At 61.7% G+C, this 17,933-nt stretch carries 15 protein-coding genes and 1 pseudogene; 3 read left to right on the top strand and 13 right to left on the bottom strand.

Going from position 1 to position 17,933, the window contains the following annotated elements:
* Positions 1–9: 9 nt before the first annotated feature.
* The 3 genes from OQE62_RS09600 to OQE62_RS09590 all read right to left on the bottom strand — a co-directional run bounded on the left by OQE62_RS09600 (position 10) and on the right by OQE62_RS09590 (position 5,055).
* A complete protein-coding gene (locus OQE62_RS09600) occupies positions 10–2,508 on the bottom strand; it encodes a DUF4861 family protein (RefSeq protein WP_407665942.1) in 2,499 nt (832 codons plus the stop codon).
* A 185-nt stretch (positions 2,509–2,693) separates the two neighbouring features.
* Positions 2,694–4,109, bottom strand: coding sequence for a glycoside hydrolase family 28 protein (locus OQE62_RS09595; RefSeq protein ID WP_265721809.1), 1,416 nt, complete (start codon positions 4,107–4,109; stop codon positions 2,694–2,696).
* A 208-nt stretch (positions 4,110–4,317) separates the two neighbouring features.
* Positions 4,318–5,055, bottom strand: a complete 738-nt coding sequence (locus OQE62_RS09590; RefSeq protein ID WP_265721808.1) for a FadR/GntR family transcriptional regulator — start codon at positions 5,053–5,055, stop codon at positions 4,318–4,320.
* A gap of 291 nt (positions 5,056–5,346) precedes the next feature.
* On the opposite strand from OQE62_RS09590, the gene OQE62_RS09585 reads away from it, so the two are divergent.
* The gene (locus tag OQE62_RS09585; protein ID WP_265721807.1) at positions 5,347–6,870 is read left to right on the top strand and encodes a UxaA family hydrolase; all 1,524 of its coding nucleotides are present in this window, start codon (positions 5,347–5,349) and stop codon (positions 6,868–6,870) included.
* Between the two features lie 110 nt (positions 6,871–6,980).
* Here the strand turns inward: OQE62_RS09585 and OQE62_RS09580 are convergent, their stop codons facing one another.
* The 4 genes from OQE62_RS09580 to pepB form a co-directional block, all read right to left on the bottom strand.
* A complete protein-coding gene (locus OQE62_RS09580) occupies positions 6,981–7,157 on the bottom strand; it encodes a periplasmic nitrate reductase, NapE protein (protein WP_377535382.1) in 177 nt (58 codons plus the stop codon).
* A 106-nt stretch (positions 7,158–7,263) separates the two neighbouring features.
* Positions 7,264–8,409, bottom strand: a complete 1,146-nt coding sequence (locus OQE62_RS09575; RefSeq protein ID WP_265721806.1) for a DUF3667 domain-containing protein — start codon at positions 8,407–8,409, stop codon at positions 7,264–7,266.
* A 42-nt stretch (positions 8,410–8,451) separates the two neighbouring features.
* A complete protein-coding gene (locus OQE62_RS09570; RefSeq protein ID WP_265721805.1) occupies positions 8,452–10,137 on the bottom strand; it encodes a hydrogenase maturation protein in 1,686 nt (561 codons plus the stop codon).
* Positions 10,138–10,325: 188 nt separating this feature from the next.
* On the bottom strand, positions 10,326–11,618 hold the full coding sequence (pepB, locus tag OQE62_RS09565) for an aminopeptidase PepB (RefSeq protein WP_265721804.1): 1,293 nt from the start codon (positions 11,616–11,618) through the stop codon (positions 10,326–10,328).
* Between the two features lie 328 nt (positions 11,619–11,946).
* On the opposite strand from pepB, the gene OQE62_RS09560 reads away from it, so the two are divergent.
* Positions 11,947–13,365, top strand: coding sequence for a tetratricopeptide repeat protein (locus OQE62_RS09560; RefSeq protein WP_265721803.1), 1,419 nt, complete (start codon positions 11,947–11,949; stop codon positions 13,363–13,365).
* 24 nt (positions 13,366–13,389) lie between these two features.
* Positions 13,390–13,929, top strand: coding sequence for a demethoxyubiquinone hydroxylase family protein (locus tag OQE62_RS09555; protein WP_265721802.1), 540 nt, complete (start codon positions 13,390–13,392; stop codon positions 13,927–13,929).
* Between the two features lie 129 nt (positions 13,930–14,058).
* On the opposite strand, the gene OQE62_RS09550 is transcribed toward OQE62_RS09555, so the two are convergent.
* From OQE62_RS09550 to OQE62_RS09535, 6 genes and pseudogenes are all read right to left on the bottom strand, one after another.
* The gene (locus tag OQE62_RS09550; RefSeq protein ID WP_265721801.1) at positions 14,059–15,819 is read right to left on the bottom strand and encodes a hypothetical protein; all 1,761 of its coding nucleotides are present in this window, start codon (positions 15,817–15,819) and stop codon (positions 14,059–14,061) included.
* A 36-nt stretch (positions 15,820–15,855) separates the two neighbouring features.
* Positions 15,856–16,281: a hypothetical protein gene (locus OQE62_RS09545; RefSeq protein ID WP_265721800.1), complete on the bottom strand. Its 426-nt coding sequence runs from the start codon at positions 16,279–16,281 to the stop codon at positions 15,856–15,858.
* A 210-nt stretch (positions 16,282–16,491) separates the two neighbouring features.
* Positions 16,492–16,836, bottom strand: a pseudogene (locus OQE62_RS19495) (helix-turn-helix domain-containing protein); the annotation flags it as partial.
* Between the two features lie 24 nt (positions 16,837–16,860).
* A complete protein-coding gene (locus tag OQE62_RS19490; RefSeq protein ID WP_377535381.1) occupies positions 16,861–17,124 on the bottom strand; it encodes a transposase in 264 nt (87 codons plus the stop codon).
* Positions 17,125–17,334: 210 nt separating this feature from the next.
* Entirely contained in the window at positions 17,335–17,568 is a 234-nt protein-coding gene (locus OQE62_RS09540; protein WP_265721799.1) for a hypothetical protein, read from the bottom strand.
* On the bottom strand, positions 17,561–17,933 hold a 373-nt coding region (locus tag OQE62_RS09535), incomplete at its 5' end, for a hypothetical protein (protein ID WP_265721798.1). The genes OQE62_RS09535 and OQE62_RS09540, both read right to left, overlap by 8 nt.

Genomic DNA, 17,933 nt, shown 5'->3' with positions numbered 1-17,933 from the left:
GTCGATTGATCAGTTGTATTGACTCAGCATCTTGTGCATTTCCACACCGGCCATGATGAATGGGCCGGTGCCTTTCGGGTCGTCGGTGAAAACCGGTTCGCTCATGTAGTAGCGATAGCTCCCATCGCGGCCGTAGCCGAGCCCGGCCACCTGGCACATATTGGTGATACTGACAGTGCCCTCGGCATGGACCTGCACAAATTCATCCAGCAGGCCACGATAGGCTTTCTTCGCGGTGCCGACGTAATCTTCCGGCAGGTAGCCGTTATTGATGGCCTTGGCGTAAAAATAGGTGAACATGGTGCTGCCGGTGGACTCGGGGTAGTTGCCCCGCCCTTCCGGCATATCGATGATCTGGTACCAGGTGCCGCTTTCCGCATCCTGGTATTCCTGCAGCACCGGCGCCAGGTCGGCAATCATCTCCAACAGGTACTGGCGGTCTTCGGTATTTTCTTCCGGAATGAATTCCAGTACATCCACCAGCGCCATTGCCAGCCAGCCCATGCCGCGCGACCAGTGATAGCCGGAGAGGCCGGTCTCCGCGTCTGCCCACTCCTGCTGGCGCATTTCATCCCAGGCGTGATAGAAGAGCCCGGTTTCCGGATCGCGCAGTTTTTCGTTGACTACCTTGAATTCCGCCAGCACCTCGTCGAAATCCGGCTCCTCGTGCATCAACTGCTCGTAGTGGGCGAGGAACGGAATCCCCATGTAGACACCGTCCAGCCAGACCTGTCCCGGGTAGCGTTTCTTGTGCCAGAAGGCTCCGGCGGAAGTGCGCGGGTGATCCTCGAGCTGCCGGTAGAGTGTATCCACCGCGGCCTTGAAGTCCGGGTCCCGGTTGCGCTCGAACAGTCGCAACAGCATCTTGCCGGCGTTGATGCTGTCGATATTGTATTTCGACTGGACATAGCCGTTGACGGTGCCGTCTTCACCGACGAAGGATCCCATGACCTGTTCCACTGCGTCGGCATAGCGGGGATCCGGTGCCACCTGGTTGAGGTCGTCGTAGGCCTGCATCAGCAGACCGGTGGTGTACTCGAAATAGGACGGGCGCTTGCGGATCGGGTCGAAACCGCCGAAAGCGTAATCCAGGGTCTTGCGCTCCAGTTCGGAGTCCGCCACCCGCTGGCTCCACTGCAGGGCTGAGCCGGCAGTGAGCGGCTGCTCGGTCAGCGCCTCGCTGGCCGACGTGGTCAGATGGCGGCGCAGCGGCATGGTGAGCTTTTCCGCTTCCTGTTTCAGGTAGGTGCGGAATTGCTCGATACCGGTGATCGGGCCGTGCTCGCTGGGGGTTTCCTTCTCCCAGGCGGCGGTGAAGTAATAGTTGATTTCGTTGGCTTTGGGCTCGAGCACCAGCAGGTGGTTGTGCTCGTCTTCGGCGACCTCCTCGATCGCCTTGCGCTTGGCCAGCAGCCCCATCCCCAGCTTGCTGCCGTCCAGGCTCTGCTCGCCGTAGGTGCCGATGTAGGTCCACTCGCTACCGCCGATATCCAGGTTGCCGACGATCCGTTCGGTACCGGGGTGCTTGACCAGGCCGGCCACCATGGGGCCGATTTCGGAAGCCGTTTTTGCGGTGACTTTCACCAGGCGGCTGCCGGCGTGCATGGATAACACGGTGTCCAGATCGGTCTGCTTTTCCGCCTCGGGTTTCCAGCCGGCGTACTGCAGTGCAAACGAGGAATAGAGATCGCCGTTGTCGACAATTTCCGCCGTCCAGTCCTGCACGTCGCTGACCCGCACGGCCTTTTCGCCGTCCCAGTAGCCGTAGCCGCCGATGCCCAGCGCGCTGCCGACCTTGAGAATATCCATCCCCCAGTCGGCCATTTCGTGATAGGAGTCGAACCCGTCCTGGCCCACATCCTGCAGCACCGGCTCCCGCGTGCGCTTGCCGAAAATATCGAAGCCGTTGCGCCAGTCCAGGTAGACGCGGTAACCCACCAGGTCCGATTCGATGCCCGGCCCTTCGTAGCGAATGAAGTAGGAGTGGTCCGTGTGTTCGGCGGGCACATCCAGCGCATCGACGTTCTGGAAACGACCGCCCTTGTATTCGCGCTCGACCCACTGGCCGCCGGTCTTGTGGGAGATTTCCGCCTGGGTACGTTTGGCACCGTCCCCGGCCGCTCCCTCGGTAATGCGGAGATCCAGCCGCTCGTCCACGGCCACATCGACGGTAAAGAGAATGCCGTCATTGCTGCCGTCGGCATCCCGGTCGATCGACTGCACCGGTATCTTCTGTTGCTGCTGCCATACGGCCAGCGGCGCACTGTAATCCCGCTGCAGACCCAGCTCGTGATAGCTGAGGTAGACCGCTTCATCGAGCCGTTTGAAATTCGACGGGTTGGCGAGCTCCAGGCGCGCGATTTCCCCGGGTTCGGACTCCGACGCCGACCTCTCGGCCGCGGGGTCCGACACGGCGTCGCCGGCCGGCTTCTTCGCTTCGCCACAGGCAGCGAGGGCCGCAATCGCCATGGAAATCAGACTGAGTTGGCTGAACAGTTTCACAGACATCTCCGCTGTTATCTTATTTTGGTAACCCAGGCGGTAATACCACTTATTCTTATGTCGAGTTGATAATCGCATAAGGATGACCAACTCACAACATTTTGGGCTGACCAATCCTAGAATGGCGCCAATTTTCCTGCCAGAAAGATGAATTAAGCGCCTCTACTCCAGAAGTGGCCGGCCTGCCCGGATCAACCGGGGCGGAATACCTCCCCGTTGATATCGACACGGCTGACGGTCAGGCCAGTTACCTCCTCGATCACCCCGAGGGAATCGGCCTGTTCGATGGCGCTGTCGGAGAGATGCAGCCCGCGAATCGGGGCACGGGCGAAACCGCGGATATGGAAAGCGCGCTCCGCCTGGTCGCAGCGCAGGTTGTCCACGAAGATGTTGTAGACCTCGGGATCGAACTTTCCCTGATCCCCCTCTTCGTAAAAGAAGTTGATCACGATCACATCCCGCACCTGGCCGATGCTGACGTTGCGCACATGGATATCGTGGATCTCGCCCCCGCGCATGGCGTTGGTCTTGATACGCAGGCCGCGCTTCAGGTTGGGGCTGCTCATGATGCAGTTTTCCAGGAACACATTGCGTACACCGCCGGAGATCTCGCTGCCCATCACCAGGCCGCCGTGACCATCGCGCATCTGGCAGTTGCGGATCACGATATTCTCGCTGGGCGCGGCCAGGCGCCGGCCGTCGGCATTGCGGCCGGACTTGATGGCGATACAGTCGTCGCCGTTGTCGAACAGGCAGTCCTCGATCAGCACATTGCGACAGGATTCCGGGTCACAGCCATCGGAGTTGGGGCCGTGGCTGTGGGCGGTGATGCCGCGCACAGTGACGCTGTCGCAGAGCACCGGGTGCACCAGCCAGAAGGGGGAGTTCTCCAGGGTCACGTTCTCCACCAGCACATTGCTGCACTGGTAGAACTGCACCAGCGGCGGTCGCAGGTAGGCGCCATCGGCGTAGAGCCGCTCCGCCACCGGCACACCGTTTTCCGCGTCGGTGAACAGGGCGGTGCGGCCGGATTTCTGGGTCGGGCTCTCCACGAACTCGCACTTGGAGTTTTTGCCCTTCCAGGGCCACCAGGTATCGCAGTCGGCGCCGCCATCGATACGGCCCTTGCCGGTGAGGGCAATATTCTCGCAATCGTGAGCGTAGATCAGCGGCGAATAGCCCATCAGCTCCACGCCCTCCCAACGGGTCTTCACCGCCGGCAGGTAGCGCTCGGGCTCGGGGATAAAGCGCAGCGTCGCGCCCTCTTCGAGGTGCAGCTCGGTATTGGATACCAGGTGGATGGGACCGCTGCGATACTCCCCCGCCGGCACCCGGATGCGGCCGCCACCGGCCTTACCACAGGCGGTCAGCGCCGCCGCAAAGGCCGCGCTGTCGTCCGCCGCACCGTCGCCTTTGGCGCCAAACGCGCGGATATCGAAATCCCGCGCCGGGATCCGCGGCAGCCGGATACTGTCCAGGATTTCCGGTACCCGGCCCCAGGGACCGCTGTAGTCCGCTTCGGGTGGACGGCTCATGGCCCGCGGCAACACCGGTATAGCGGCCGCCGCCAGTCCGGACGCCAGGAAACTGCGCCTGCTGAATCTCATCTGTTTGCCCCCTGAAAGTTATTCTTTTGCTGCAAAGCCTCGCCCCGCCAAAGCGGCAAGACCAGAGAAGAGGTTTGGATGAGTCTGTCATACCAATTTTGGCATGGCAACCGCTGGGCGGCAGGTGGTTAGGGGGATGAGAGGAAGGGAGGGGCAGCGGTGAGCAGCCGGTCACAGGCCGCTCGCCGCCGATTTCTCAGCACACCGGTTACGGCATGGCGAAGCGCTCGCGCGCCGCATTCACTTCGCGGCGGGCGGCCTCCAGGGCTTCGGCTTCGGTGGCGTCGAGCAACTGCTGCACCACCCGTTGCAAGTGGTCGCGCATGGCGTTGCGCGCGGCGTCGGCATCGCGGTTCTTGACGGCGTTGAGGATGTTGAGGTGCTCCTCGATGCGCGGCTTGGAGCCGGCCTGACGCACCTTTTCCAGGATGCGCGCGGAGACGGTGGAGCTGTTGCGCAGTTGCCACAGGTGCTCGCAGACGGAAACCACCGCGTCGTTGTGGGTGCCGCGGGCGATATGCAGGTGGAATTTCTCATCCGCCACTTCCGCCGTGGCTTGCGTGGCGTTCTCGGCGATCATCTCCTGCAGAATCTGCTCCAGTTCGGCGACCTCCTCATCGGACATCTGCCGGGCAGCGAGACCGGCGGCCTCGCCCTCGAACATGATGCGCGCCTGCAGGATCTCGAAGGGGCCGATATCGGAATCTGCGGCCTTGAAGGAACCCGCCTCGGCGTCCACCACATAGACCCCGGAGCCACCCTTCACCTCCACGCAGCCCGCCAGTTCCAGCGCGATGATCGCCTCGCGTACCGTCGGCCGGCTGACCTCGAAACGCTCGGCCAGCTTGCGCTCCGCCGGCAGGCGTGTGCCGGGGGGATAATCCCCGTCGGCAATGGCGGCGGCCAGCTGCTCCGCCACCTGTTGATAGAGTCGCGCACCCTGCATGAGGTGTCTCTCCCTTTAGGGTAGTTACAGTGTCGGGCGAGTTTAGCAGATGGGGTTAAACCGCCACAACAGATCATCTGCCAGTACAGTCTTACCAAAATCTTGCAAACTCAAGATTGCGGCCTTACCAATATAGTGATAGATTGCGGCCATTCACAGAGTTAACGGTTTGCCTCGATACCGGGCCAGAGGCTCGAAGCCCGCAACCGGTTGGCGGCACACAAGAACAATAAGATTTCCAGCCGCCGGCAACGCCCTGGACCGCCGGCCCGGTACGGAGTCAGTGCAGAGATGGATCTAGTTCATATACACGAAAGCGACAATGTGGCCCTGTGCCGGGCCCGGCTGCCCGCCGGGGCCCTGGTGAACTGGCGCGGCTCCATGCTGGAGCTGGTATCCGCGGTGCCCGCCATGCACAAGGTGGCAGTGCGCCCGGTCGCCGCCGGCGAGCCGGTGCTGAAGTACGGCCAGGTCATCGGCTTCGCCAGTTGTGCCATCGCCGCCGGCGAACACGTGCACGAGCACAATATGGCGGCCAGGGCCCACCATGCAGACTACGCTTTCTGCAGCGAGGTCACCCCCACCGATTATGTCGCCGACAGCGAGCGCGCCACTTTCAGGGGCTATCGCCGCGCCAACGGTCGCGCCGGCACGCGCAATTTCCTCGCCATCGTCTCCACGGTCAACTGTTCGGTGACCGTATCCCGCGCCGTTGCCGCACATTTCCAGCACAGCGGCAAACTGCGCGATTTCCCCAATGTGGACGGCGTGGTGGCCCTGGGCCACGACAGTGGTTGCGGCATGTCGTCCGACGACGAGGGCTACCGCACATTGATGCGCACCCTGAACGGCTATATCGGCCACCCGAATTTCGCCGGCGTCCTGATGATCGGCCTCGGCTGCGAGGCGATGCAGGTCAACAGCGTGCTCAAGGAAAACGGCCTGGAAACCGGCCCGCTGTTCCAGACACTGACCATCCAGCAGCAGGGCGGCACCCGCGCCGCAGTGGAGGCCGGTATCGAAAAACTGACCGAAATGCTGCCGGCGGCGGACGCCTGCCGGCGCGAACCGGTGCCAGCGTCGGAGCTGACGCTGGCGGTGCAGTGCGGCGGCAGCGATGCCTATTCCGGCATCACCGCCAACTCCGCGCTGGGTGCGGCTTCGGACCTGCTGGTGCGCCACGGCGGCACGGTGATCTATTCGGAAACGCCGGAAATCTACGGCGCCGAACACCTGCTGACGCGCCGCTCGGCGAGCCCGGAAATCGCCCAGAAACTGGTGGACCGGATTCACTGGTGGGAGCACTACACTGAGATCAACGGCGTGGCCCTGAACAACAATCCGTCGCCGGGCAACAAGGCCGGCGGCCTGACGACCATCGCGGAAAAATCCCTCGGCGCCCAGGCCAAGGGCGGCACCACCACATTGCAGGGAGTTTACCTCTACGCGGAACCGGTGCGCAGCAAGGGGCTGGTGTTCATGGACAGCCCCGGCTTCGACCCGGTGTCGGTTACCGGCCAGATCGCCTCCGGCGCCAATGTGGTCTGCTTTACCACCGGCCGCGGTTCCGCCTTCGGCGCCAAGCCGGTGCCGAGCATCAAGCTGGCCAGCAACTCGGACCTGTACCGGCGCATGAGCGAGGATATGGATATCGACTGCGGCGGCATTCTCGAGGGCGAATACACGGTGGCCGAGCGCGGCGAGTTTATTTTCCGGCGCATACTGGCCATCGCCTCCGGCGAGCAGAGCGCCAGCGAAAAACTCGACTACGGCGACAACGAGTTTGCGCCCTGGCGAATCGGCGCGGTGATCTGATTTCCAGCGGTGTCTCACGCCGCAGTCACTGTTCAAAGAGCGCCCTCTGCGACGGCCGCACATAGAGGATCAGGCTGGCGATGTGCAGGGTGTCAGTCACGGAAACGGCCTCAGTGCCCCGGGGGGCCGGGCGGGCCGAAGATCATCTGCAGCATCCACATGGCAAAGCCGTAGCCGCCGACAATGGCGATGGCCAGCAGGGGAAACAGGAATACGAGGATAGCGGCCACGAGCCGTTTCTCGCGTTTTTTGCGAAGCGCGATCTGTTCCGCCGTTTCCTCTGTCACCTCATCGCCTCCCGCAAAAACGTTGTGCCCGAAAAGCAGATCAGTTCAGGTGGGGGCTATTTCCATTGGAAAGAACGGGTATTCGGGCGGGGATTGCATCCGGTAATCACAGGATGGCCAGGTTAACCACCATGGTCAGGGGTATGACCATACCGAGCAGCACCGCGTAGCAGCAGCCGAGAAGCAAGTATTTTGCCAGTGTCATCGGCCAGCCCTGGTCGTAGACCCGCTTCTGCATCAACAGCAGGTACAGGGGCATCCACAGCAACAGGATTGCGGTGGTCGCGTCACAGATTGTGGCGAGGACCCTGTCCGGTCCCAGCCAGGCGCGCACACCTCCCAGCAGGATCGCCACCATCAGCACCAGGCACAGGGCCGCGTGGCTGTGCAGGGCCACGATCAGGTGCTCCATATAGAGTCGCCGCTCGAAAAGGTAGAGCAACCGCAGCAACAGCGCGAAAATCGGCAACAGGATAAACAACGCCGTGGGGATGGCGCCAAACAGCAGCTCTTTCATCCGCTCGGGATCACTGCGAATTGAAGCCCAGTTGCCATCGAGGTTCACGGCCTGTTCGGTCAGCCAGCGGTTGGTGGCCGGCGGAATACCGTCGATGTCCAACGGCGATTCCCGCGGGTCCCAGCCGGTTGTTTCCAGAGGCGGCAGATCGCCAGCTTCCGCGCCCCCCAGGGCCACGATGCGCTGTTGTGCCTGCCGGTGCAGCTCCTGTTCCGCTTCGGAAAGTGCAAGCAGGATGGCCGGGGACCCGGCCAACTCCCTCCTTGTCTGCTCCAGTTCCGCCAGCGATGCCTCGAGGTGCTGGCGCACCTCCGCGGGACTGTCCGCAGCGCGGAAATTATCGGTCACCTCCCCCGCCCCGCTATTCAGCTTTGCGAAAAAGAAGGCGCTCAGGCACAGGAAGATAAACAGCCGCACCGGGCTCACATAGCGCACCCGCCGCCCGGCGAAATACTCGCGTGTCAGGAACCCCGGGCGGGCAAAGAGTGGCCAGAGGGTGCGCACGATGCGGGAATCAAGGGCCAGCAGTGTATCGAAGAGGTCGCCGACGATACTGGAGAGGTGCCGCACCATACCCCTGACCGGTTGGCCGCAGGCGTAGCAGTGCGGCCCCAGCAACCCGGTGCCGCAGTTGGCGCAGGTTTCCCGCTGCACCGGGCCGGGTTCGGCACACTCATGCGGTTGCCGGTCCGTTTCGGGTTGCGATATCGGCGCTTGCGTTTCCGTTGTCTGCATGGGGATTCACTCACTGATCGGGAAAGGCCGGCGGGCTCGCGGTCAGGAAAATACCAGCCGCTGCCAGAGGGGTGCCTTCTTGCGCAGGTGCGCCGGCGTCTCCACAGCCGCTTTTCTGTAGACAAAATCGCGGCGGGCGCGGTGGTATCGGGCCTGCGGGTCGAAAAAAATCGCGGACATTTCCTCCAGTTCCTCGTCCCGGTATTGCCGCAGCGGTTTGCGTTTTTCGTCCTCCTTGCGCATGGCCGCCTTGGCCTGCAGTTGTGCGCCCAGATCGGCGCTTCGCGCTATCGACTGGCAGAAGCGGTCCAGCTCGCGTCGGTAGATATCCCAGTCCTCATCGAACACCTCGTCGCCAAAGCCGATCTGCAGCGCCTCACTGGCGAGTAGCGGCAGGCAATTGCGCACCAGCGTCGCAGCCTGCTTCGCGCCCACGCGCCGAGGCAGCAGGTAGGTCCAGTATTCGGAGCCGTAGAGCCCCATGGTCCGGTAGTGGGGGTTGAGCACCACCCCCTCGCGCAACATGACATGGTCGCAGGCCAGCGCCATGATGGCGCCGCCGGCACCGGCATTGTTGCGCAGCGCGGCGACAGTGATCTTGTCGGTGGTGTCGATCAGCGCCTCGACGAAATCGTCGATCGCATTGAGATTCTGCCAGGATTCCTGTGCGGGGTCCTCGGAACTTTCTATCCGGTTCAGGTGAATGCCGTTGCTCCAGAACTCCTCGCCCCCCATCAGCACGATTACCGCGGCATCGCCTGAGCGCAGCGCCCGGTAGTGATCCAGCAGGCGCCTGCACTGGTGGGTGTCCATGGCGCCGCCGGCAAAATCGAAATGGAGATAGGCCACATCCCCGCGGTGTTCGCTCCATATATCTTCGGCGGCGGCGGGGACCGCTTCCAGCTCCCCCGGGGCCTCATCCAGCAGTGGCAACAGCACTTCCGCGGCGGGCAGCTTGATCCCGTCGGCGGCGCGCGCCTGCATTATCCACACGGCACCGTCGACAGTGGCGCGGCAGACAGCGCCATTGCTGTGGGCGACAAACTCGCCGGGCGTCCCGGTGAGCGATTGCTCCCTGCGAACACCGTAGAGGTAGACACACTGGCCACCGATCTCCTCCCGCACACCCGGTGCGCTGTCGGCGGCGCGCAGGCGCGAAATCACGGTATCGGTGCTATCCCGCTGCCAGTCGATGGCGCGGTCCGCCTGGGTCATGGCCGGCAACAGCTGGCCGGGAGCGGTAGCCGGGTCCAGCGGGCGCGGGCGGAATGTCGGATCGTCCAGGGCGGCGATGGCTTTCTTGACCAGGGAGGCGGCGGCGGCCGTCACCTCGCGGCGGTAGAGTCCCGACTTGCCCGCCGCGCGCAGGGGAAAGACGGCGCTGCCCCAGATATCCCCGGCATCCATTGCCTCGTCGGCCTGTACCAGTGTGACGCCCCACTCGGTGCGATTGTATTCGATGGCCCAGTCCAGCGAAGAGGGCCCGCGGTCGCCCTCGATACCGGGGTGTACGATCAGGCAGGGAAGCTTTTTCCAGATAGCGGCGGGAATACGCCGGGTCAGGAAGGGACAGACGACCAGGCGCGGGCGGAAATCCGCCACCGCCCTTTCCATTTCGGCGGAGCCGGTAGCCAATTGCAGCGAGACACTGCAACCGAGCAGATGCAGTTCGCGGTGAATCCGCTGGCTCAAGCCGTTGAAGGCACTGCACAACAGCAGAATACGCATTGAGTGACGCTCCCTGTTACTTTTTATACTTTATTGTCGGCCCGGGCGCGCCCCCGCTCCTTGCAGTTGCCGTCGCCCGCCGCCGGCAGCGGCAAACCCTCGCCACTGCCCGGCTATTGCAAAAAATTCAAGCAGGAACTGTGCCCGTTTTTGGTACACAGTTCCAGAGCCGGTTTCCGAAGGAATATTCAGCTTTTCTGCAGGAAGCGGGCGATGGTTCTCAGACCGTGGCCCTTGGCCCCCTGTGCCCAGAGATCGCCGGCGCCCGGCTGGTAGGAGCCGGACAGGTCCATATGCACCCAGCCGCGGCCTTCCTCGCGCACAAAGCGGGCCAGGAAAGCGGCAGCGGTGGAGGCGCCGGGCGTACCGTCGGCACCGACATTGGCGATATCGGCAAATCCGGACGGGGTCTGTTCCAGGTGGAATTTCTCCAGCGGCAGGCGCCAGGCCTTTTCGTTTTCCGCACTGGCGGCGTCCAGTACCTTCTGCGCGGTTTCGTCCTCGAAGCTGAGCACCGAATTGTAATCGCGGCCCACCGCCACCTTGGCGGCGCCGGTCAGGGTGGCCGCATCGAGAATCCAGCGCGGCTCCTGTTCCGAGGCGGCAATCAGGCCGTCCGCCAGCACCAGGCGCCCCTCGGCGTCGGTATTGAGAATCTCCGCGGTGACGCCGTTCTTGTAGCGGATGATGTCGCCGAGCTTGAAGGCGTGGCCGGACACCAGGTTTTCCGCGCAGCACAGATACAGGCGCACGCGTTTATTGAGCTCGCCGCGGGCGATCGCCAGCGCCAGGCCGCCGGTGACCATGGCGGCGCCGCCCATATCGGATTTCATCGTCGCCATACCGGCGGAGGGCTTGAGGCTGTAGCCGCCGGAGTCGAAGGTGATGCCCTTGCCCACCAGGCAGGTGTCCACCGGCGCGCTGTCGTCGCCGGCGGGGTTGTAGTCCAGCTGCAGCATCGCCGGTGGGCGCACGCTGCCGCGGCCGACATTGTGGATCCCCACGAACTCCTCTTTGAGCAGGTCGTCGCCGGCTATGATCCGGTAGCTGACCGCATCCGGTGCCAGTTCCTGCAGCAGGTCGGCAGCGCTCTGTGCCAGCACCTGCGGCGATACGTCTTCCGGCGTGCCGTTGGTGATCTCGCGCACCCAGCGGGCAGCCTTCTCGCGGGCCTCCAGCTCTTTAAGCTCGGTTGCGTCGTCGGTGCCCCAGTCCAGTGAATTGTCGCGCGTGGGGTTGAAATAGCCGGCGCGGAAGGCCCAGCGGCTCTCCAGATCCCAGCCGTCGCCGACCAGCTTCACCGCCGGCACACCCATGCCGTCGAGGCGGCGCGCGGCGCGCTGGGCCGCCACCAGGGGACCGCCGGCGGCCTCGATGGCGTGGATCGTCGCGCCGTTTTCAGCAAAACTGATCAGCGCCTTGTCGCCCCAGGTTTCCGCCGCGGCGGTCTCTACCAGCTGCACCTGCATTGCGTTCGTCATACTGCAATCCTGTTGTTCGCTCATGGTTCGGGTTTTGCCCGTGAATCGGGCGCTATTTTAACAGCTGTTCCGGCAGCGCAGGCGGTGGTGGAGGTTTGCGCCGCCGCAACGGCCGCCGCTAAACTGCCGCCAGGGAATAACTCAAGTTTCGGGGTTCGAGACGGCACCAGCCGGGGCGGGGGGCGCCCTTCTGGGACTGTCTGTGAGAGGGACCTCGCAGACAAGCCCCCATGGATGGGTTAACGGCGTGTCCCAGAAGGGCGCTCCGGCTCCTGGAACTGAGCCCCGAAAACTTGAGGGAATAACAATAATCGACAGGGAAAGACGTATGACCGAATCCTGCAACTACCACTCGGGCCGAGACGCCGCCTGGCAGTGCGAGCCCTGCCGGCGTCATTACTGCGGCCGTTGTATCCCCGGCGCCGCCGCCAACTATCCCACCGGCCGGCCCGACTGCCCACTGTGCCGCCAACCGCTGGACTTTATCGGAGCCAGCAACAGCGCCCGGCCCTTCTGGCAGATGGGGCTCTTCTATTTCCGCTACGCGCTGCAGCCCGGCCCCCTGACCGTGCTGGCGCTGGCCTCGGCGGTGAGCCTGATGATTTCCGGGCTTGGCCTTCTCTCGCTGGTGATCCTGGTGGCGGGAATCGCACTGGTGAGCCGCTACAACCTACTGGTGATCGAGAGCCTGGCGCGGGGCAAACTGGAAGCACCCGGATTCGGCGACGCACTGGACGGCAACAGCGCACCGCTGTTCCTGAAGGTGATCGGCATGACACTGATCGCCGGTTTTGTCGGCTTTCAGGTGGCGAAGATGGGTCAGGGCCCGCTGCAACTCTACTCCATCGCGCTGTCGCTGCTGGCACCGGCGGCGATGATCGTACTGGCGCTGGAAGGCAGCCTGCGCGCGGCCATCAACCCGCTGAAGCTGCTGCAGTTCACGCTGATCATCGGCTGGCCCTACTGGCTGCTGTGGCTGGCCACCAGTGCCGTCTCCTCGGCCCCCGGCTACCTGCTGCAGATCGTCGCCAGCAAACTGCCTCCCTGGGCCCTGATCCCGGTGGTGGCGGCCAGCACCAGCTACTTCTATATCGTCACCAGTGCCATGATGGGCTATATCTGCCTGTCGAAGCAGCGGCGCCTGGGGATCGCCGCCGAACGGGACGACGATGGCGACTACCTGGAAGAGCCGGAATTCAACCGCGCCCGCGCCCTGGCGGACACGCAGATACTGATGCGCGAGGGCGACTTCAAGGCCGCACGGCGTACCCTGGTGGACATCCTGCGCCGCCACCCGGACGACCCGGCCCTGAACGAGCGCTACTACCGGTTGCTGCTGGCCACTCAGGATAAAAAGGCCCTGCGCGAACTGGGCCCGCACCTGCTGGATAAATTTATCCGCATGAACCGCTCCCACAAGGCGGCAGAACTCTACCTGGCCACAGACCCGCTGCCCACCATCGACAGATCCCACCTGCGCCACGGCCTGGCGGAGGCGCTCTTCCGGCAGCAGAAATACGGGCCGGCGGCACGGCTGCTGGTCAACCTGCACAAGGACGACAGCGACTACGGGCGGCTGGATGCGGCCTACCTCCTGCTGGCACAGATCTACCTGGACGGATTCAACCGGGAGGATCTGGCGAAGAAACTGCTGGCATTTGTACGGCAGAAGTTTCCCGACAGCGGGTTGCAGGGAGAAATCACCACCTTGCAGAAGGTGCTCGACGGTGCAGCGGTTCCCGGGTAAGGGCGATACGCAAAGGTACGGCCCATGGAATACAAAGACAGCAAGGGGCTCCTGGACACCCCCAGAAAAATCCTCAAAGTGAACCATGCCGGCGAGTTCGGGGCGATCAACATATACCGCTCCCAACTATTTATCGCCCGGCTGTTCATGCGCGATCTGGTACCGCTGCTCGAATCCTTTCTGGCGGACGAAAAAAGACACCTGCAGATATTCTGGGATGAAATCCGCTCCCGCAACGGTATCAAGTGCAAAAGCTTCTGGCTCTGTGGGCTGGGGGGTTATTTTATGGGAGCGGTATCCGCCCTGCTGGGCAGAAAGGGTATAATGGCCTGCACCTGGGCGGTGGAATCCGTGGTGGTCAACCACCTGCACACACAACTCTCCTATCTGGAAAGCAAATCCGACCGCGCCGCCTACGACACCGTCGCCGCCATACTCGAAGACGAGCAGAATCACCGGGATATCGGCAGCCGGCACGGTGGCGCCGACAATATCTGGTACGGCCCGCTGAGGAACGCCATCAGCCTTTTTACCGAGGCGGTGATCCGGTTTGGGATGCGCTGACCGCGGCGAATACCGCCGGCCCCCGCTGGCGACGGACCTCCAACACTTTCCACCCGACGCAGGAGCCGGCCCTGCCGGCGCTTAATAGGGTACCGGTCCCGCTACGGAAATCGCCTGCAAGACAGGTTCCTACAAGCGGCGCGCGGAATCATCGGCGCCACCGACGACCCTGTCTCCCTCCGCATAGATCCTGCAGGGTGCCTCCACATCGGATTCGGTGCGGCGGGATTCGCAGGCGGCCAGCGCCCGGTCATTGGCGGCGTCCTGGTCGGGCGAGTCGAATACATAGCCGAGCGCATAAGCCCCCTTGTAATCGAACGCCACCGCGAGCGCCTTGTGGGCCGAGTAGCCCCGGTATTTGGCGAAGGTAGCGCCCAATGTCTCTCCGGCCCGCCGTGCCGCTGGCGCACCGTCGACCGACAGGTCCGCCAGCATGGACTGCAACTGTTCGCGGTACGCCTGCCCATCGATCTGCATCAGCAGCGGCCGCGTCACATAGGCAAAGCGCTCGGCGTCCCGGTCCAGGTAGAGTTCATGGGCATACCACCAGGCAATCTCCCGCTCCCGCGGCGCGCGCAGATAGGCCTGCTCCAGCATCTCCAGGTATTTTTCCCGGAGGTAGCCCAACTTCTGCATGGCGACGGCCAGGCCGTACCAGTGGGCCGCCACCTCGTCGTTGTCGTTGACCAGGGAAACGAACCTGTCCCGCACCGCCGCCATCTGTTCGGGATCGCTCTCCGCCCCCTTCTGCAGCTCCCGATCCATCCACAGCCAGGCCTCGGCACCGCGGTACCACAGTTCGCCGTGCAGATCGGCGGGAATGGTCGCGAGCATTTCCTTCGCCCGCTCAAAGTCACCGGCCTGCGCCTCGGCGACCGCCATCACCGACGTCAGCTCGTGGCTGTCCGCCCTCTCGGTGCGCGCATACTGCACCAGCTCCTTCAGGGGTTCCGACTGGCGCCCGGACATCACCATAAAGCGGGCGATTTCGGCCACCGCTTGTCGCTGTGGCATGGGTTGGGGTTGCGGGTCCACGGGCCGGTAATCGTCGGGCAACTGCCCCTTGCGCCGCGGGAACTTGCCCCTCGCCTGTTTCAGGTAGGCCCGCTCCAGATCCTCAAAGGGCATACCCAGGGCCCCGGTCAGTGCATCTACCGGATCGGCACCGCGGTTGTAGGCATCGATATACTCCCCTATCCGGTCTATTCTGTCGCTGTTCATAATCAACCAGTGAGTCAGCATCCAGCCCCCGGCATAGACTTTGAGGCGCTGATCCCTGTCCACCGTTGCCGGTGTCGCCCGCAACAGGTCCTCCAGCGGCATGGGGCGATCATTGACCAGGGAGCTGCCTCGATCTACGGGAATATCGCCGAATACATAGGAACCGTCGTCGGGGAACCTCACCGTCGAGAAAAACTCCGCAAAGCCCTCGCTGTACCAGAAGGGATATTGCACCGGGCTGCTGCCATAGGTGAGAAAGTGCGTGTACTCGTGGAACAGGAACTCCCGGGCCGGGTGCTCGCGCATAAACCGGTAGCGCTCCAGATTGACCAGTGCAAAGCTGCCATAGCTGGTGTGATGGAACATCCCGCCGGTGTGTCTCGACTGCTTCTCACCCACGATCCCGGCGTAGCTCATTCTATTGGCCAACGCAAAGACCGTCAGCCGCTGCTGGTCCCTGCGCACCCGCAACAGCTGGGAAGTGGCCGCGCGAAACCGCTCCAGGTCCCGCGCCAGTTCCTCCACCATCGCCGGCCTGCCATTGGTCACGATGCGGAAATGGGGCGTTTCCACCTGATACCAGTCCGCATCCACCAGGCTCGCCGGGGCGCTGCACCCGGCGGCCAGTATTGCAAGTAGGGAGAGCAGCCTGAGGAATGTGGTTTTCATTCTTCGGTTACACACTCGTATTCATTCCCACAATTTTCATCCGCCTGTTCCTCCATCTCCCTTTAGTCCAATGCAATCCGAATGAGTTATTTTATCCTTAATGGATGCAACTTTGTTAATGCCAATTCTCGGCGTCAAACCCTTTATTCGGACCAAGCCAAAAACCCCAACAATCTCAACATACTTATTTTTGCATGAGGATTTGTTTGTCTTCATTCTCTCTTTTTCCGACAAGTTCAAAAGCAAGGAAGAGCTGGTGTCATCTACCTTCGCATGCTCCTCTGTCAAATATAAATCACTTCCTCGCCCTAGAAAACCGACCACAGCGACCCTTTTTCCTCCAAATTTTTCAGGGTCTCCAAGCAATGCCGACATAGGAACAAGAAGTGCAGACTCTTCTTTTCCACATGAAGAAATAACAAGCGAAGAAGAAAAAATAATTGTAAATAGCAGCCACTTCATATTTCTAACATCCCGTAGAAGAGGTGATCTTGCCCACCAACGACGGACACAGCACCAAGGCATTGTCCGGCGGGTCCATATACAAACCAACGATATCCACCACTTTCTCGGCAAACTGCTGATCTTGAAGGTTCTGAGTCGGTGTAGCTTCAGATCTGCAGCGTTCCAGATTTGCCTAGCCTGCCATGTGGTAACACCGGCGTACTTCGCCATCAGCGAGACACTCCAGTGAGTGGACTCATGAGAAATGCGGCTCGTCGTCAATGTGAGAACACGGTTCACGATCTCGGCATCAATTACCGACGGTCGCCCTGGCCTTGTCTGGTCAAGCAAACCCTCCGGGCCCGATTCGATAAAGCGCGTCTTCCACTTGTGAACTGTCTTGCGAGACACGCGCTGGGCCGCAGCCACGTCCATCACTGGCACGCCTTCCGACAGAGCCAGAATAATCTTCGCTCGAGTAATCTGACCCTGCGGAAGCGAGGTGCTGCGAACCCAGCTCTCCAAGGTCGCTGCATCATGAGCGGTAATTGTAAAAACGTCAGGAGCATCCATAAGGTGAGTATACGCGAACTCAAGTCATGTAACCTTATTTTCCGCACGGCCCACTAGCCCATAAATACGCTGGCACAACATATCTCGCAGGCTATGCTGACAGCGCCAGGCCACCCGATCATCGGGTAATCGCTTTGCCAACTGGTCGGTCAGTCCGAGACGACGGTCGACGAGGCGAAGGAGGTGTGCACCGGCATCGGAGGTTAAATGACTACCTCCAAACTCAATGCGGATCCTGCGGCGTTTTACAGCTGGCAAGTTGATGGATTCTTGGCACAATTTCGTCACGGCGGTTCTTTCTTATGCTCTTGTGTAGGAGCTTGAATTATAAGGCAAAAAGGACCGCCGTTCTTATTTTGATGAAAAATTCAGGTTAGCCGCGCGGGCGCGCCAGCGCCCCGCCGCCGAAAGGCGGCTAAAGCGGAGGGGCGTTTGCCCCTCCTGATTGCCGCTAGAACGGCGGTGCGGCGGCTTCCATGGTTTCTATAGAGCCCGCCCTTACTTTTTACGTTTTTTCCTGAAATAGTTTTCCAGACCAGAAGCAATACCCCATAAAGCCAGCAATGGAGCAACGTATTTCATTACGCTAAGCAGTGATGAAGCGCTGAAACTTTCAACATCAAAACCAATGTGAAAAAGATGAATGATTAAGGAGGCTACTCCACCCCCTAACAACCCCATTATTAGGATTCCAAAGATAAAAATCTCGCAAATAAGCTCTTTCTTATTCACGTCCACCCCCGCCTTCCAGAATTAGAAGCATAGCCTCATCCCGATGTTCTTGTCTCTCTTGCGGGGTATATAGTTCATTTAGTTGACGCTCTACCTCTCTATCAACCGCTATTACGTTACTAATAAGAACCCCAATCGCAGCACCAGCGGTCATCTTCGCAAAGGTTCCATGATACATTTTGTCAGTACCTGACCCAATTACGAATACCACTAAAGTATCCCGTAAGTTCTCCACAGCAACTTTAAGAACCAAATCGTGGTCGATTTCTACCATGCCTGCCTGTTCCTTCGCCTTCTCCGTATCCCTCGCCTTCTTCTCCTCACGTTGCTTCTTTCTTTCCCTAGACTCAGGAGTAGAACCCATA

It is taken from the genome of Microbulbifer halophilus (assembly GCF_026183675.1).
Lineage (GTDB): Bacteria > Pseudomonadota > Gammaproteobacteria > Pseudomonadales > Cellvibrionaceae > Microbulbifer > Microbulbifer halophilus.
The sequence above is the reverse complement of the archived record's forward strand: the minus strand, read 5'-3'. Positions and strand labels throughout refer to the sequence as shown.

Bases quoted from the DNA above. Each gene is read 5' to 3' on its own strand.
- OQE62_RS09600 (WP_407665942.1), bottom strand. From the start codon at position 2,508: ATGTCTGTGAAACTGTTCAGCCAACTCAGTCTGATTTCCATGGCGATT.
- OQE62_RS09595 (WP_265721809.1), bottom strand. From the start codon at position 4,109: ATGAGATTCAGCAGGCGCAGTTTCCTGGCGTCCGGACTGGCGGCGGCC.
- OQE62_RS09590 (WP_265721808.1), bottom strand. From the start codon at position 5,055: ATGCAGGGTGCGCGACTCTATCAACAGGTGGCGGAGCAGCTGGCCGCC.
- OQE62_RS09585 (WP_265721807.1), top strand. From the start codon at position 5,347: ATGGATCTAGTTCATATACACGAAAGCGACAATGTGGCCCTGTGCCGG.
- OQE62_RS09575 (WP_265721806.1), bottom strand. From the start codon at position 8,409: ATGCAGACAACGGAAACGCAAGCGCCGATATCGCAACCCGAAACGGAC.
- OQE62_RS09570 (WP_265721805.1), bottom strand. From the start codon at position 10,137: ATGCGTATTCTGCTGTTGTGCAGTGCCTTCAACGGCTTGAGCCAGCGG.
- pepB (WP_265721804.1), bottom strand. From the start codon at position 11,618: ATGACGAACGCAATGCAGGTGCAGCTGGTAGAGACCGCCGCGGCGGAA.
- OQE62_RS09560 (WP_265721803.1), top strand. From the start codon at position 11,947: ATGACCGAATCCTGCAACTACCACTCGGGCCGAGACGCCGCCTGGCAG.
- OQE62_RS09555 (WP_265721802.1), top strand. From the start codon at position 13,390: ATGGAATACAAAGACAGCAAGGGGCTCCTGGACACCCCCAGAAAAATC.
- OQE62_RS09550 (WP_265721801.1), bottom strand. From the start codon at position 15,819: ATGAAAACCACATTCCTCAGGCTGCTCTCCCTACTTGCAATACTGGCC.
- OQE62_RS09545 (WP_265721800.1), bottom strand. From the start codon at position 16,281: ATGAAGTGGCTGCTATTTACAATTATTTTTTCTTCTTCGCTTGTTATT.